Origin of the sequence: Alloalcanivorax marinus (genome assembly GCF_016785095.1) — a bacterium.
Taxonomy (GTDB): domain Bacteria; phylum Pseudomonadota; class Gammaproteobacteria; order Pseudomonadales; family Alcanivoracaceae; genus Alloalcanivorax; species Alloalcanivorax marinus_A.
Genome location: NZ_JAEKJB010000010.1, coordinates 105,973 through 122,077, shown reverse-complemented (window position 1 = coordinate 122,077; position 16,105 = coordinate 105,973). Strand labels below are relative to the sequence as shown.

The following is a 16,105-nucleotide window of genomic DNA, read 5'->3' as shown; positions in this document are numbered from 1 at the left end:
GGATTCGAGGATCGACCATGAGTCATGTGATTGCCTGCATCGACGGTTCCGCCGCGGCGGACACCATTTGCGACCACGCCGCCTGGGCGGCCCGGCGCCTGGACGCCCCCCTGATGTTGCTGCACGTGTTGGACGAGGAACGCTACCCCAGCGAGCCCAACCTGAGCGGCAGCATTGGTCTGGGCACCCGGGAAGCCCTGCTCAAGGAGCTGGCGGACCTGGATGCACGCCGCAACCGGCTGGCCCTGGAGGAGGGCAAGGCGCTGCTGGAGGCGGCCAAGGAGCGGCTGGCGTCGGCCGGCCAGCCGACGCCGGTGCTGCGCCAGCGCCATGGCAAGCTGCTCGACGCGGTGCGCGAGCTGGACGATGAGACCCGCCTGCTGGTGATCGGCAAACAGGGCACCGATCACCCCGGCCACGACCGGATCGGCGACAATGTGGAGAAACTGATTCGTGGCGTGGACCGCTCCGTGCTGGTGGCGGTGGGAGCGTTCAAGGCGCCCACCGGGCTGATGCTCGCCTACGACAACAGTCCCTCCATGCGCGACGGCGTGCGCCTGATCGCCAGCAGCCCGCTGCTGCGCGAGCTGCCTTGTCACCTGGTGCAGGTGAACGGTTCCGAGCGGGATCGGGAAGGCGCGGCCTGGGCGGCGCGGCGCCTGGAGGACAACGGGCACCCGGTGACCGTCGCGGCCCTGAAGGGGGATGTGGAAACGGAGTTGCACCTTTACCAGGAGGAGCACGATCTCGACCTGGTGGTGATGGGCGCCTACGGGCACTCGCGAATCCGTGAGTTCCTGATTGGCAGCACCACCGACCGGCTGATCCGCCATGCCCGGGTGCCGCACCTGATTCTGAGGTGACATTCATCGCGCGAATACCGGTTATCATCAAGATTGATTGTTTTTATGAGAAACGCGCTCCTAGAATGCGCGGCATCGGTAGTCGGCGTCGGGCGGGGCATGCCCCCGCGTGACCGGCGGCTTCGGTGTTCATTCTTCTACTGACAAGGATTGACCATGTCACAGTACCTCAAAGAGATCGAAGCACTGAGCTCCGTGGTTGGTGCCAACAAAACCTGGCACGACATCAACCCGGAATCCGCTGTCCGCATGCGTCTGCAGAACCGTTTCAACACGCATCTGGATATCGCCAAGTACACCGCGAAGATCATGCGCGAGGACATGGCGGCGTATGACGCGGACAACTCCAAGTACACTCAGTCCCTGGGTTGCTGGCACGGTTTCATCGGTCAGCAGAAGATGATTTCCATCAAGAAATACTTCGGCAACACCAAGGGCCGCTACCTGTACCTGTCCGGTTGGATGGTCGCCGCGCTGCGTTCCGAGTTCGGTCCGCTGCCCGACCAGTCCATGCATGAGAAGACCGCCGTCGCCGACCTGATCCGTGAACTGTACACCTTCCTCAAGCAAGCCGACGCCTGGGAACTGAACCACCTGTTCCGTGGCCTGGACGCCGCCAAGGAAGCGGGCGACGAAGCCAAGCAGAAAGAAATCATCAGCAAGATCGACAACTTCGAAACCCACGTTGTGCCGATCATCGCCGACATCGATGCTGGCTTCGGTAACCCGGAAGCCACCTACCTGCTGGCCAAGAAGCTGATCGAAGCCGGTGCTTGCTGCATCCAGATCGAGAACCAGGTTTCCGACGAGAAGCAGTGCGGTCACCAGGACGGTAAAGTGACCGTTCCCCATGCCGACTTCATCGCCAAGCTGAACGCCGTTCGCTACGCGTTCCTGGAACTGGGCGTTGACGATGGCGTGATCGTTGCCCGTACCGACTCCGAAGGCGCCGGCCTGACCAAGCAGATCGCCGTGACCAACGAGCCGGGCGACCTGGGCGACAAGTACAACAGCTTCCTGGATGGCGAGTTCATCGACTCGCCCGAGCAGATCAACAACGGCGACGTGGTGATCAAATCCGAAGGCAAGCTGCTCAAGCCGACCCGTCTGGCTTCCGGCCTGTTCCAGTTCCGCGAAGGCACCAACATCGACCGCGTGGTTCTGGACTGTGTCACCAGCCTGCAAAACGGCGCCGACCTGCTGTGGATCGAAACCCCGACCCCGAACGTGGCTCACATCAAGCACATGGTCGATCGCATCCGCGAGCAAGAGCCGAGCGCCAAGCTGGTGTACAACAACAGCCCGTCCTTCAACTGGACCCTGAACTTCCGTCAGCAGGTATTCGATGCCTGGAAGGAAGAAGGCAAGGACGTATCCGGTTACGACCGTGCCGACCTGATGAACGCCAAGTACGACGACAGCGATCTGGCCGCCGAAGCCGACCGCTGGACTCAGGAGTTCCAGGCCAAGGCATCCCGTGAAGCCGGTGTGTTCCACCACCTGATCACGCTGCCGACCTACCACACCGCTGCTCTGTCCACCGACCAGCTGGTGGAAGGCTACTTCGGTGAGGAAGGCATGCTGGCCTACGCCGCCGGCGTTCAGCGCAAGGAAATCCGCCGTGGCATCGCCACCGTGAAGCACCAGGACATGGCCGGTTCCAACATCGGTGATGACCACAAAGAGTACTTCTCTGGTGAAGCCGCTCTGAAAGCAGCGGGTAAAGACAACACCATGAACCAGTTCGGCTAATACGGTTCGGTGTTAAAAAAGAAGGGCGGGGTCCTCGGACCCCGCCCTTTTTTTATGTTGCTTGGTTCAGGCTGTGAAAGCCGTGCTAACGCGCCCTGGGAGAGGCTGTAGGAGCGACTTCAGTCGCGACTGAAGTCGCTCCTACGGTCGCTCCTGCGGTTTCTTCAGCCGTTCCTGTATGTCCGCTCCCGTCAGCCTTTCTTGCCCAGCCATTCATCGGCCTGACGTTCCGCGTCCTCGCGGGTGGAGCCGTAACGCTCCTGGATCTTGCCCACCAGCTTGTCCTTGTGACCCTCTATCTGCTTGAGGTCGTCATCGGTGAACTTGGCCCACTGTTTTTTCACATCGCCTTTCAACTGTTTCCACTGGCCTTTCAGCGTGTCGCTGTTCATTACTACCTCCATGCGGTAACGATTTCGGAGCCTTCAGTATGCGCTGATGGAGGCGGTCCGTAAGGGGGTGAGATAAAGATTTAGCAGTTTTTATCGTACTTGCCGGCGGCGGGCGTTGGCCCCATCATGGGCGCCGCGCGGCCCCGGCGGACGGGGGCGCGGCGTGAATTCGGCGTGACCAGCGGAAGGAGAGGCATTCATGGCGGCGGTACTGGCGGGCGGCATCATCGTGATCTGGCTGGCGTTAAGCGGCGGCCGGGCCTTGCTCGGCGCCCTGGGCGTGACCTTGCACCGCCGCGCCGCCCTGACCGCGCCGCTGGCTCTGGCGGCGGTCGAAAGCGCGCTGTTCCTGCTGGCGGTGCCCGCCGGAGAGTTGCTGCCCGAGCCCCAGCGCTGGCCGGCGGCCTGGGCCCTGGTGGTCCTGGCCTGGCTGATCAACGGCGCCGTCAGCGCCCGCCTTTGGCGCCACGACTAGAACGTGGACCAGCCGGTGAACTCCATCACTCTGTACAGCCCGTAGCGCCAGCGGGAGTCGTCCGCGAATGCCTCGTAGGGCAGGCTGAACACCTCGCCGTCCGGATTCGACCAGCGTTTTTGAAACGTCTCCCGGGCCGCGCGAATCGCCGGGTTGGCGGCATCCGCCACCAGCTCCACGCTGGTTTCCAGATTCAGATTGTCCAGGTTGCGGCGTGTGTAGTTGGCCGAACCCAGGATCAGCATGGCCGGCCCCTGGCCACCGTGGCGCAACAGCATCTTGGTGTGGCATTGCTCGCCGTGGGTGGCGCACCAGCGTATCGGCACGCCGGCGCGGTGCAGTTCCCAGGCCACCTGGCGGTTGGGCACGCCATTCTTCTCGCGGCCAAAGGCATCCTTGTTGGGGTCCAGCAGCAGACGCAGCCGTACGCCCCGTTCCCGGGCGGCCGCCAGGGCCTCCACCAGCGGTCGGTGGGACAAGTAGAACACGCCCACCTCCAGCTGCTGGCCGGCGCGGGCGCCGTTCACCGCGTCCAGCAGGGCGTCGCGGATCGCGCCTTCGCTGAGCACCCGCAGGCGGGCGCCGTTTTCCGGGGCGTCTTGTTCCGGCGGCATGGGCCAGTCATCCCCCAGCCGGGCGCCGGAGAAACGTGCCGCCGCCAACTCCGAATGGAGCAGGTCCAGCGCCGCCGGGCCGCTGAAGCGCAGCGCCAGATTGGAGTGGGCACTGCTGGCGTCGTGGGCATTGGCGGAGGTCACCAGGCCGGTCCACCGGTCGCCCTCGTCCACCACCAGGGTCTTGCGGTGGTTGGCCTTGAAGTTGATCAGGGTGAGATAGGTGCGCAGGGTTACCTTGCCGTCGCCGGTGGGGTTGGGCAGCCAACCGCCCTGTGTGGTGTTGCCGAGCCACTGGCAGCACAGCCGCCACAGGCCGGACCAGGTGGGGTTGGAATCACGCAGCCGGTTGAGATCGGTGAACACCACCTCCACACCGGCCTGGCGCAGGCGCTCCAGATGCGGCGCGGCCACGCCACCGTACAGGGTGTTGAAGGGATCGGTGATCAGCACCATGCGCAGGTTCGGGCGCTGGCGTTTGCGGGTTACCAGGGCTTCGGTGAGCTGCTCGCTGAGTGGTCGCAGGCTGTCGGTGGTGGCGCCGGCCATGTTGTTGTAGAGGAACATGTCCACCACCACCAGTTTTTCCGCCTGGCCGATAAGGCGGAAGAATTCATCGAAGATCGCCTGGTCATAATGGCGTGCCGGGTCGTCGTCGGCGTTCGCGTCGACCCAGGTGTCGTCGGCCAGCAGCGCCAGGTTTCGCGCGTCGCGCGCCGGCCAGGCCCGGCCCACGTCCTCCGGGAGCGGCTTGTAGCGGTGATAGAGGGCGGTGAGCAGCCAGGCGGAAAGCAGTAGAAGCAGAAGCACGCGGATCGGGTGGCGTTTTTTCATGGGTTTTTGGGGCCAGCGGGCGAAGGGGGTAAAGCTACCTGTTCGGGGGTGTGGGCCGCAAGCGCCCGCGTCCTGGGTTCTCCATCCGGGCCGCGTCTCGGTGTGGGCCCCTTTCCGGGACCCTGTTTGACAGGATGTCAAACCGGGAGCCCCCAGGGACGGGTTCACGGCGTTCCCGGAAAGGGGCCCACACCGAGACGCTTCGAGGTAGCGTCCCGTGCGGCTCCGTAGGGTGGGGGTTGGTGTAGGAGCGGCCGGGCGGCGTTCCGCTTCAGTGGCGATGCCGCTCCTACCGATCCGGGAGGGCGTAGGTGATGACGTAGTCGCCGCTTGGGGTTTCCATGAAATGGTGGCCGGTGGCGACGATCATCAGGTACTGGCGTCCGTCCGCCTCGTAGATCAGCGGGTTGGCCTGGCCGCCGGCGGGGAGGGCGTCCTGCCAGACGGTCTCGCCGGTTTCGATATCAATGGCGCGGATCAGGTCGTCGGTGGCGGCGGCGATGAAGATCAGGCCGCCGGCGGTGACCACGGCGCCGCCATTATTGGGCGTGCCGATGGTGATCGGCAGACCGCTGCGAATGCCCCAGGGGCCGTTGGCGCGGGCGGTGCCGAACGGGCGGTCCCACAGGGTTTCGCCGGTTTTCACGTCCACCGCGCGGATGCCGCCATAGGGCGGCTGCTTGCACAGCAGGCCGGTCCATTTGACGCGCCAGCCGGCGTTGACGTCGATGGCGTAGGGCGTGCCGGCCTGCGGGTCGCCCTGGCCCTCGGCGCCGCCGTGGTCGCCGCCTTCCTTTTCCTCACGCGGTACCCAGCCGTATTCATCGGCCTTTTCCCGGGGCACCAGCCGGTTGTAGTTGGGGGTGATGTTGTAGTTGGCGATCATCACGCCCCGGTTCGGGTCAAGCGCCACGCTGCCCCAGTCGGAGCCGCCGTTGTAGCCGGTGAATTCGATCCAGGGCCGGTTGGCGTTGGGCGGTGTGTACATGCCCCGGTAGTCGGCCTGGCGGTATTGGATGCGGCAGTACATCTGGTCGAAGGGCGTCATGCCCCACGTGTCATGTTCGGTGAGGTCCGGCTGTTTGAGCGAGTGATAGTTGGAGAACGGCTGGGTGGCGCTGCGTTGTTCCGGCTCGGCGCCGCCCTGGGGCACCGGTCGCTCCTCGATGTCCACCAGCGGTTCACCGGTGCGCCGGTTGAACACGTACACCTCGCCTTGCTTGGTGGGCAGCAGCAGGGCCGGCACCGGGCCGTCGTCGGTGGGGAAATCCAGCAGGGTGGGCTGGGAGCCCAGGTCGTAATCCCACACGTCCTTGTGCGCCACCTGGAAATGCCACACCGGCTTGCCGGTGGTTACGTCGAGGGCGACCAGGGACGTGCCCCATTCATTTTCCGCGTCGCTGCGCGGCGTGCTCCAGTAATCGGCGGCGGAATTGCCCATCGGCAGATAGACCAGGCCCAGTTGGTTGTCGCCCACCGCGGTGGTCCACATATTGGGAGAGCCGCGAGTATAAATCGCATCGCCGGTCAGCGGTTCGCTGTGGTCCGGGCGGCCCGCGTCCCAGGCCCATTTCAGTTCACCGGTGATGGCGTCGTACGCTTTGATGACGCCGGAGGGCGCGTCGCGGCGCTGGCCGTCGAGCACCTGATGGCCGGTGATCAGGGTGTCGCGGACGACCACCGGCGCCGAGTTGATGGACACGTAACCCGGTGGGGTTTCGCCCATGTTGTTCTTGATGTCGACCTGGCCGCCGTCGCCGAAGTCCTGGCAGGGTTCGCCGGTGGCCGCGTCCACGGCGATCAGGCGGCCGTCCAGGGTGCCGGAAAAAATGCGCTTGGCGCAGGCGCCGCCGTCGTCGACGTTACCGGTGCGCCGGGCGGCGGCTTCGCCGCTGGCCGCCACCAGGTGGTCGCCGTCGTTGTCCGGCGCGTCGCCGCCGGCTTCATTGCCGTCGCGACCGCCCGGCGGCACCTCATAGTAGGTAACACCCCGGCAGGCGGCGGTGTAGGGGATGGCGTCCTTGGACACCTCGGGGTCATGGCGCCAGTTTTCCTCGCCGCTGGCGGCGTCCAAGGAGATCAGGATGTTGCGTGATGTACACAGGAACACATCGTCGCCCACTTTCAAGGGCGTGGTCTCCGCGCCCCAGCGTTCCTCCAGCAGGTCGCCGGTGCGATAGGTCCAGGCCCGTTTCAGCTCGCCCACGTTGTCGCGGTTGATTTGCTCCAGAGTGGAATAGCGCTGGGCGGCGTGGTCGCCGCCATAGGCCGGCCAGTCGCCCGGTTCCGGGCGGTCGGCGGTCTGGTCCTGGCCGACATGGGTGCCCAGGGCGGCGCTGCCTGGCGCCGGCACCGGGTTCGGGTGGCTCACTCCGAACGGCATCAACACCAGGCCGAAACCGGCCACCACTGCCAGCACCAGCAGCCCGGCGACGCCGTAGCTGGCGCCACGGGCCACCCCGTCGCGCACCCGTGGCGCCACCAGGGCGACCAGCACCGCCAGGCCAGCGATCACGTCCATGCGCGGAATCCAGCCCCAGACGTTGGCGCCGGCTTCCCACAGGGTCCAGAGCAGGGAGCCGACGAACACCAGGGCGTACAGAGTGACCCCGAGACGCCGGCCGGCGGCCAGCAAGCCGCCGGAAAACAGCATCCCCAGGCCGGCGATCAGGTAGTACCAACTGCCGCCCAGCGATGCCAGCCAGCCACCACCGCCAATAAAGGCGGCGCCGACCAGGGCCACCAGAACGCCGATGAACATCAGGGGGAGGTCCCGCTTGCGAGCGTGATCGGCCATGATGCGACTCCTTCCTTTGTTTGTTTCCGGGCCATCCTTAGCCGGTCACTGTAACCACGAAAGAGGGTCAACACCTTATACGCTTCCGCCGGGTTCCCGCTTTTTAACCAATTTTTAAATTTGCCGCCGTCGCCGTGTAACACAGCTTTAACCGGTGTAACCAGGACGCAACGGTTGCGCAATAGTGTTCCTATCGCCCGCCGCCGACACTGGAATTCTGCCGGGTGACCGGCCTGAATCCAGGAGTCATAACAATGAAAAAAACGACCATGGCCGCCCTGCTGGCGGCGCTCTTCACGGTGACCGCCTGTGGCGGCGGGGGAGGTTCCTCCAGCGGCGCTGCAAGCGGCGGCGGTAACGACGGTGGCGGCACGCCGACCCCCTCGCAGCCGGACCCGGAACCGGAGGCCGGCGAGGGCCGCGTCCAGGTGCTTTCCAACCGCGCGGATCTGATCAGCGGCGGTGACGCCCTGATTCGCGTGGAAGCCGGGGACCCGGCCAACCTGCAAGGCGCCCGCCTGCTGGTCAACGGTGAACCGGCCACGGTGACCTGGGCGACCGGCACCGACGGCGCCGTCAAGGGCCTGGTCAGCGGCCTCGCCCTGGGCGAGAACCGGTTGCGCATGGTGCTCGCCGACGACACCGTGCTCGACCGCACCGTGATCAATCACCCCAATGGCGGGCCGGTGTTTTCCGGGCCGCAGGTCCAGCCCTGGCGCTGTACCAACGAGGCGGCGGTGGACGCGCAGTGCAATCAGCCGGCGGAGTACCGCTTCAAGTACGTGCCCGCCGATCGTCTGCAGGCACTGATCACCGGCTTCGATCCGATGAACCCGGGCTTGCCCGCCAGCTTCCTGGACTATGACCCGGCACAGCCGCCGGCCGCCGGGGACATCGCCACGGTGACCACCGACGAAGGCGTGGAGGTGCCGTTCATCGTGCGCGTGGAAACCGGTGTGCAGAACCGCGACCGCTACCAGATCATGACGCTTTACCGGCCTGGTGAACCCTGGACCGCCACCGCGCCCCAGGATCAATGGAACGGAAAATTGCTGATCCATCACGGTGGCAACGTGGGCGTCAGCTTCGGCATGGGCTCGCCGCCCAACGGCGATATCGCCGGCACCGCCCCGGACGGCGCCGAGCTGCTGCTGGGCGACAGCATCAGCGTGGCGCTGGGGCGCGGCTTCATGACCCTGTCCACAGCCCAGGCCAATCTGGGCCACAACGTCAATCTGGTGACCGCCGCCGAATCGCTGATGATGGCCAAGGAACGGATCGTCGAGCAGTACGGTGAGCTGCGCTACACCATCGGCACCGGCTGTTCCGGCGGCGCCATCGCCCAGCAGCATATCGCCAACGCCTACCCCGGTATCTACCAGGGGCTGATCGTGCAGTGCTCCTACCCGGATGTGTGGACCACCGCTTCTCAGTTCGCCGACTACAACCTGCTCAGTCGTTACTTCGGCAACCAGATCCCGGAAGGGCCGGAGGATTTCGTCTCGGTGATCAGCCGGCTGCTCGGCTCCGGCGTGATCCCGGTGGCCCAGTGGTCCGCTTTCTACGGCCATCTGCCGCTCAATCCGGTGGTGTCCGATCTGGCGTTTTTCCCGTCCGCCTATCCGGACCAGGACGACTGCCCGGGGCTGGAGGAAGGCGTCACCGTGTATGACAAGGAAGAAGCTCCGGACGGGCTGCGCTGCGGCTTGCTGGATTACATGAAGAACCAGTTCGGCACCCGCCCGCCGGAAGTGTGGAGCGCCAACGAGTCGCTGCTGTCGCGGGGCTTCACCGGTATACCGCTGGATAACACCGGCGTGCAGTATGGGCTGCGCGCGTTGCAGCAGGGGCTGATCAGCGGCGACCAGTTCATCAATCTGAACCGGGATATCGGCGGCCTGGACGTGGACATCGATCCGCAGCCGGCGCGCACCCTGGCCGACCCGCAAACCCTGGAAAATGCCTACCGCACCGGCGCCATCAACACCGCCGAGCACCTGGCCAGCGTGCCGATCATCGATCTGCGCGGGCCGGACCCGGGGCTGGCCCACGACGCCTACCATTCCTGGCAAATGCGCGCCCGGTTGGAAGCCGCCCAGGGCCATGCCGACAATCAGGTGATCTGGTACGGCGCCTTCCCGCTGGCCGGCGACACCGTTTACACCACCGAGGCGCTACTGGTGATGGACCGCTGGCTGGCCGACATCGAAGCGGACGATGGCGAGGCGCCGGTGGCGGACAAGGTGGTGGCGCACAAGCCGATCCAGGCCCGCGACCGCTGCCTGTCGGTGTCATCGCTGTTGGGCGCCGACGGGCCGATCGTGCCGTTCACCGGCAATCTGCTGTACCCGGACCCGATCCTTCCGGGCCTCGACCCGGGCCTGCTGCCGCCGCCGCCCTCGGAGCTGGGCGTGGTGGTGGACGCGGTCACCGGGCAACTGTGCGGCCTGGACGTGGACGGGCTGGTGGACACGGTGGGCGGGTCCCTGGGCCTGGACGGCCTGCTGGGCCCGATTCTCAATCCACTGCTGGAGCTGGCGGACCCGCTGCTGGCGCTCACCGACCCGGTGGTGGACCTGCAACAACTGCTGGTGCAAACCCGCTTCGGCACGCCGCGCACCGTGGCCGGCGACGACGTCACCACGCTCACCAACAAATGCGCCCTGCGACCGGTGGACCCGGCGGATTATCCGGTCAATCCGCTGACAGGGGTGTTCAGTTCCGAGGCGTTCGCGGCCCGCGTCAGTGAAATCTTTCCGGACGGTGTCTGCGACTACTCACAACCGCCGGTGGGCCGGGTACCGACCCTGACCTGGCTGGGCTACGGCGATGCCGACAAGGTGATCACCGGCGGTGAACCGATGAAAGACGAAAGCGCCGGCGACTCCCGTGACGGCTGGGCCGCGCCGGCGTTTCAGGTGGGGATGTGATCATGGCGTATCGCGGTCGTCCGACCGCGATTCAACGGTACTCGTCGAAGCCGCGGTCGTCCTGGAACGTCAGCGGCTGGTCCCAGCCCGGCAGGCGAATGTCCTTGTCGGTGACGGTCAGGTCGTCGCCGTTCAGAACGCCGTCGTTGAAATGGTATTCCGGCACCACCTGGCCGGCCAGGGCACGGCGGTCGTAGTCGGCGGCGGCGTCCCGGGTGGCGGCCACCCGGTCGCGCCAGCCGTCCAGCGCCGCTTTGCCGTGGCGTCGGCGCAGCAGCTCGGTGGCACTGTCCGGCGACAACACCACGGCGGTGGCGTTATTACCGCCGAAGCCCTTGGAGTTGAGCAGTGCCGCCGAGGGGCGTCGTTCCTGATGGGTGATCGACAGCGACAGCCGGTCGGCGTGAAGGTCATCGGCGAAGCGGTCCACGGTGGCGATGCCCGGCAGGATGCCATCGTTGAAGGTACCCAGGCTGGCGGCCAGCTGGTCGCCGCCGGCGCTGCCCAGGGAATGCCCCACATAGGCCTTGATCGCCGCCACCGGCCAATCGCGGATGCCGAACGCCTCCGCCACCTGGTTGATGACGTGGGATTCGGTAATCCGGTTCTGCGGCGTGCCGGTGCCATGGGCGTGCACCAGGGTGCCCTGGCGCAGGCCGTCCTCGCCCAGCAACTGGCGGACCAGGTGAGCGCCACGGCCCAGGGTCAGATAGTTGCCGATGCCCGGGGAGGAAATGGATTTCTTGGCGCCATCGGCGTGCACGAACACGTCCGGCACGGCGCCCAGGATGTCGGCGCCCAGCTCCAGGGCCAGTTCATCGTCCATCAGCACCGCGAACTGGGCGGATTCCGCCATGGTGAAGCCGCAGTTGGCGCCGAACGGCCGACAGGCCCGGCGCAGGTCCGCGGTGGCGGCGCCGTCCAATGCCGCCAGGGCCTCGTCCTCGGCCAGGGCGCCCATGGCCCGGTAGCCTTCCATCACCTCCGGCACCAGCGGCGCCTCGCTGGTGCCGACCACCACCAGCCGCGCGCGACCGGCGCGGATCGCGTGCACCGCGCGCTCCAGGTTATAGAGGAAGGTGGCGCAGGCGCCCAGCAGGCCGCCGGTGCCGCCGGCGCTGCGTAGCACATAGGCGTTGATGAAGTCCGCGGTCATCTCGCCGAGGCCCAACGGGCATTGCTTGGAGGTGGTGCGCTGGCCCAGGGCGGGGGCGCGCATCATGCCACCCAGGCCCTGATCGTCGAGCTGGGCCATGGCGTTGGAGGCGAACACCGCCACCTGGTCCGGCGCCAGCCGACCGCGCAACTGCTCCCAGGGAATGCCGAGCATGCCGAAGGCATCGCTGACGCCATAGATGGCCATCTGCAGAGCCCGGGGATGGTTGCGCGACGCATACAGGGCACTCGGGTCGAAACCGTCCGGCAACTGGCCGGCGGCGCTCACCCGGCGAGCGATGGGGGTGGGCACACGCAAATCAGCGCCGGCGGGCACCGTGACCCGGCTACGCTGGCGGTTGATTGCTTCCACCCGCCAGCCGGCGGGCAGCGGGTCCGGCAGATCCAGGTTGCGCATCTCAAGGGTCACCGGCCCATCGCTATGGCCGTTCACCGCCAGGTTCAGGCGCCGGTCCTCGGGCAGGCCACGGATCAGCGTGCCGTCGAGCAGCGCCTGCCGCCCGGAGGCACCGGTCAGCGCCGCCAGGGCGCCCAGGGTGCTCTCCTGCCGGGCCGAATCCAGGGCATCGAACACCAGGCGACGGAAACCGTGGTGCATGGAAGTACGGCCGGCGGCATTGATGCCACCCATGGCGGTAATGACGGGCAGGGCGGACATAGAACTCCCCAGAATGTGACTGAACGGTCAATTCTAGGCGTCCACGCTGGCTTTGCGTATTGGTCAGAGGGGTTGATGTTGCAACCGGATATTACGGCCGCCGCCACCCGCCGCTCAGATGATTTCCACCGCCACCGCCGTGGCCTCGCCGCCACCGATGCACAGGCTCGCCACGCCGCGCTTGCCGCCGGTGCGCTTGAGCGCGTGGATCAGCGTCAGAATGATGCGCGAACCGGTGGAGCCAATCGGATGACCCAGGGCACAGGCGCCGCCATGGATGTTGAGTTTCTCGTGGGGAATGCCCAGATCCAGCATCGGCATCATCGCCACCATGGCGAACGCCTCGTTGATCTCGAACAGATCCACGTCGTCCACGCTCCAGCCCACTTTCTTGAGCAGTTTCTCGGTGGCGCCGATGGGGGCCACGGTGAACTCGCTGGGATGGCGGCTGTTGGTGGCGTGGCCGAGCATCCGCGCCAGCGGTTGCAGGCCGCGCTGTTCGGCCACGCTTTCCCGGGCCAGCACCAGCGCCGAGGCGCCATCGGAAATCGAGCTGGCGTTGGCGGCGGTAACGGAGCCGTCCTTCTTGAACGCCGGCTTCAGGCCCGGGATCTTATCGATGTTGGCGTTGCCCGGTTGTTCGTCGGTGTCCACCACGATTTCGCCTTTGCGGGTGGTCACCGTCACCGGCACGATCTCGTCGGCGAACCAGCCATTGGCGATGGCCGCCTGGGCCCGCTTCAGGGACTCAATGGCGAAGTCGTCCATCTGCTCGCGAGTGATGCCGCGCTGGTCCGCCACGTCCTGGGCGAAGGCGCCCATCAGGCGACCGGTTTCGGCGTCTTCCAGACCATCCAGGAACATATGGTCGAACACCTGACCGTGGCCCATGCGGTAACCGGCGCGGGCCTTGTCCAGCACGTAGGGGGCATTGCTCATGGATTCCATGCCGCCGCTGACCACGATGTCGTGACTGCCGGCCTTGATCATGTCGTGACAGAACATGGTGGCGCGCATGCCCGAGCCGCACAGTTTATTGACGGTGGTGGCGCCGGTGCCATCGGGCAGGCCGGCCAGGCGCATGGCCTGGCGGGCCGGGCCCTGCTTGAGACCGGCGGGCAGCACGCAGCCCATCACCACGTCCTCGATGTTGGTGGCCTGGAGGCCGGCGCGGGCCACCGCTTCACGGATGCTGGCCGCTCCCAATTGCGGTGCGCTCATCGGCGCCAGGGCACCCTGGAAGCCTCCCATGGCGGTGCGGGCACCGTTTACGATCACGATGGCGTCGTTGGACATGCTGTTACCTCCGGAAAACAAATTGGGCCCGCGTGGAATTCCACGCGAAAAAACGGCGTCATTCTACTTGAGAAGCGAGGGAACGTCCCCATGTGCCCCTTGCATACGTACTCGGACTTTTTTGAAAAGCAATCATTCTCAAATAGGCGTCAAAGAAGGTAAAACGCGGGCCGCGAAGCACTGTGTACTCAGTGGTTCACCCCCCGGACGCTTGTTATGATGCTTCCACATTTCACAGTCCGAATGGTTTTTCGACCAACAGTCAGGGGATATGACTATGGCTTTTGAACTTCCGGCGCTTCCGTACGAGAAAGACGCTCTCGAACCGCACATTTCCGCGGAGACCCTCGAATACCACCACGGCAAGCACCACAACGCCTACGTCACCAAGCTCAACGACATGATCAAGGGCACGGATGACGAAGGGAAATCCCTCGAAGACATCATCAAAAGCGCCAAGGGCGGCCTGTTCAATCAGGCGGCACAGGTGTGGAACCACACCTTCTACTGGAACAGCCTCAGCCCCAACGGCGGCGGCGAGCCGTCCGGCGCCGTGGCCGACGCCATCAACGCCAAGTTCGGTTCCTTCGACAAATTCAAGGAAGAGTTCAACGCCAAGGCCGCCGGCAACTTCGGCTCCGGCTGGACCTGGCTGGTGAAAACCGCCGATGGTGGCGTGGACATCGTCAACACCGACGACGCCGACACCCCGATCGCCCACGACAACGGCTACACCCCGCTGCTGACCGTGGACGTGTGGGAACACGCCTACTACATCGACTACCGCAATGCGCGTCCCAAGTATCTGGAATCCATCTGGAACCTGATCAACTGGGACTTCGCCGCCAAGAACTTCGGGTAAAGGAACTTCCGGACACTCCCCATCACCCGTTCCGCGGCCGCCGTTGGCGGCCGCCCTGCGGGGCGTCGAGAGCGGCCCGCACTCCGCGTTGCGGCCTCTTGACGTAGCGCTGCTACGCCGGCGAGGCCGCGCCTTGATTGCGAACCGCTCTCGACGCCGGAACGGGTGCTGGGAAGCGCCCGAAGGTTCCGGCGCAATCAACGATCCTTATTTTACTCCCCGCCGCCTGACATCTCGTCGACCGGACGGTCGTGACGGCTGGGGTGGAACTTTCCCCCGCTTTCCCCACACCAAGCCCCACCGCCGTGCGCCGACTCCGGCGGACAGGTAAGATGCGTGTTTTCATCCAATCACACAGGAATCCGCCATGACCCGAGAGCGCGACGTCAAACTGGGTGATATCGACGACGTCCCCGTGGACGAACCCCGCCGCCGGCCCGCCGGCGAACAACCGCGCCCGCCAAAAAGCGGCGGAGGTGGCAACGGTGGCGGCAATGGCAATGACAAAGGCGGTCGCCGGCCCGCGCCGCGCCAGCCGGAACCACGCCGGGGCGGCGGTGGAGGCGGCTGGGTCTTCCTGACCCTGGTGCTGGCCGTGGTGCTGGCGGTAGCGTGCACTTACTTCTATCGCGAGATCAGCCGCCTGCAAGGGCAGATGGAAACCCGCATGGGCATGTCCTCCGAGCAACTCGAAAACCTCCAGGCACGGCTTTCCGCCACCGATGAATCCCTGGACCAATCCTCCGGCAAACTGCGCGACACGCTCAGCGAGCATAGCAAGGCCATCGACACCAACGGCGACGAAATCCGCAAACTCTGGGATGTCAGCAACAAACGCAACAAGGAATGGATCCAGGAAAACCAGAAAACCCTGGATAGCGTGGAGAAAGCTCTCAAGAGCAACCAGAACGCCCTGGCTGATCTCAAGAAGACCGTCGGTGGCTACGATCAGAGCATCAAACAGGTGCGCGGCCAGATCGACGAACTGCAGAAGAAAGTCGCCAGCGCCATCGAAGCGGTCAACGACAGCAGCGACCAGTGGCGCACCCAGATCAACCAGGTGGAAACCCAGGTCGATGTGGTGGTCGACACCGTCAAGCAGCTCGAGCAACAAAACCAGACCCAGAAGCAGGCCATCGCCAGCCTGAAAAACAACCAGAGCGCCGCCGCCCAGCTCGACCAGCGCCTCTCCGAAATCGAGGACGCCATCCGCGCCTTCGACCAGTACCGCCTGCAGGTGAACAACCGCCTGGACAGCCTGGAACGATAACGCCGCCCACCGTAAGAACGGCTTCAAAAGCGTTCCGGTGGTATTCCGTCGGCCGGCTGCTACAATGGCCGGCCTGCGCCAGTGGTGGAATTGGTAGACACGTCAGGTTTAGGTCCTGATGCCGCAAGGTGTGGGGGTTCAAGTCCCTCCTGGCGCACCATTCCCTTTCTTCAGCCGATGCCCCGT

General features: G+C 65.5%; 11 protein-coding genes and 1 tRNA gene. 7 read left to right on the top strand and 5 right to left on the bottom strand.

Translation table 11 applies throughout. From position 1 onward, the window contains the following. The first annotated feature begins 17 nt into the window (after nucleotides 1–17). Both JF515_RS14200 and JF515_RS14195 read left to right on the top strand, forming a co-directional pair. The gene (locus JF515_RS14200; protein ID WP_203105117.1) at nucleotides 18–863 is read left to right on the top strand and encodes a universal stress protein; all 846 of its coding nucleotides are present in this window, start codon (nucleotides 18–20) and stop codon (nucleotides 861–863) included. A 156-nt stretch (nucleotides 864–1,019) separates the two neighbouring features. Continuing rightward, nucleotides 1,020–2,615, top strand: a complete 1,596-nt coding sequence (locus JF515_RS14195; RefSeq protein WP_203105116.1) for an isocitrate lyase — start codon at nucleotides 1,020–1,022, stop codon at nucleotides 2,613–2,615. Nucleotides 2,616–2,806: 191 nt separating this feature from the next. Here the strand turns inward: JF515_RS14195 and JF515_RS14190 are convergent, their stop codons facing one another. Continuing rightward, nucleotides 2,807–3,007, bottom strand: coding sequence for a CsbD family protein (locus tag JF515_RS14190; protein ID WP_203105115.1), 201 nt, complete (start codon nucleotides 3,005–3,007; stop codon nucleotides 2,807–2,809). A 199-nt stretch (nucleotides 3,008–3,206) separates the two neighbouring features. Between JF515_RS14190 and JF515_RS14185 the strand changes: the two genes are divergently transcribed. Next, complete coding sequence (locus JF515_RS14185) at nucleotides 3,207–3,482, top strand: hypothetical protein (protein ID WP_203105114.1); 276 nt, start codon at nucleotides 3,207–3,209, stop codon at nucleotides 3,480–3,482. Here JF515_RS14185 and JF515_RS14180 read toward each other — a convergent pair. Beyond that, nucleotides 3,479–4,930 (bottom strand): phospholipase D-like domain-containing protein, encoded by a 1,452-nt coding sequence (locus tag JF515_RS14180; RefSeq protein ID WP_203105113.1) that lies wholly within the window; start codon nucleotides 4,928–4,930, stop codon nucleotides 3,479–3,481. The two genes, JF515_RS14185 and JF515_RS14180, sit on opposite strands and share 4 nt — an antisense overlap. Nucleotides 4,931–5,219: 289 nt before the next feature. Beyond that, nucleotides 5,220–7,727, bottom strand: coding sequence for a membrane-bound PQQ-dependent dehydrogenase, glucose/quinate/shikimate family (locus JF515_RS14175; protein WP_203105112.1), 2,508 nt, complete (start codon nucleotides 7,725–7,727; stop codon nucleotides 5,220–5,222). A 254-nt stretch (nucleotides 7,728–7,981) separates the two neighbouring features. Between JF515_RS14175 and JF515_RS14170 the strand changes: the two genes are divergently transcribed. Further along, nucleotides 7,982–10,657 carry a DUF6351 family protein gene (locus JF515_RS14170; protein ID WP_203105111.1) on the top strand — a complete coding sequence of 892 codons (2,676 nt, stop codon included), beginning with the start codon at nucleotides 7,982–7,984 and terminating at the stop codon, nucleotides 10,655–10,657. 31 nt (nucleotides 10,658–10,688) lie between these two features. On the opposite strand, the gene JF515_RS14165 is transcribed toward JF515_RS14170, so the two are convergent. Beyond that, the gene (locus JF515_RS14165; protein ID WP_203105110.1) at nucleotides 10,689–12,491 is read right to left on the bottom strand and encodes a beta-ketoacyl synthase; all 1,803 of its coding nucleotides are present in this window, start codon (nucleotides 12,489–12,491) and stop codon (nucleotides 10,689–10,691) included. Nucleotides 12,492–12,605: 114 nt separating this feature from the next. Then, nucleotides 12,606–13,787 carry an acetyl-CoA C-acyltransferase gene (locus tag JF515_RS14160; RefSeq protein WP_203105109.1) on the bottom strand — a complete coding sequence of 394 codons (1,182 nt, stop codon included), beginning with the start codon at nucleotides 13,785–13,787 and terminating at the stop codon, nucleotides 12,606–12,608. A 277-nt stretch (nucleotides 13,788–14,064) separates the two neighbouring features. Here JF515_RS14160 and JF515_RS14155 point away from each other — a divergent pair, with 277 nt between their 5' ends. The 3 genes from JF515_RS14155 to JF515_RS14145 all read left to right on the top strand — a co-directional run bounded on the left by JF515_RS14155 (nucleotide 14,065) and on the right by JF515_RS14145 (nucleotide 16,079). Further along, nucleotides 14,065–14,649 (top strand): superoxide dismutase, encoded by a 585-nt coding sequence (locus tag JF515_RS14155; RefSeq protein ID WP_203105108.1) that lies wholly within the window; start codon nucleotides 14,065–14,067, stop codon nucleotides 14,647–14,649. A gap of 367 nt (nucleotides 14,650–15,016) precedes the next feature. Continuing rightward, complete coding sequence (locus tag JF515_RS14150; RefSeq protein WP_203105107.1) at nucleotides 15,017–15,919, top strand: hypothetical protein; 903 nt, start codon at nucleotides 15,017–15,019, stop codon at nucleotides 15,917–15,919. Between the two features lie 75 nt (nucleotides 15,920–15,994). After that, a tRNA-Leu gene (locus tag JF515_RS14145) sits at nucleotides 15,995–16,079 on the top strand. Nucleotides 16,080–16,105: the final 26 nt, after the last annotated feature.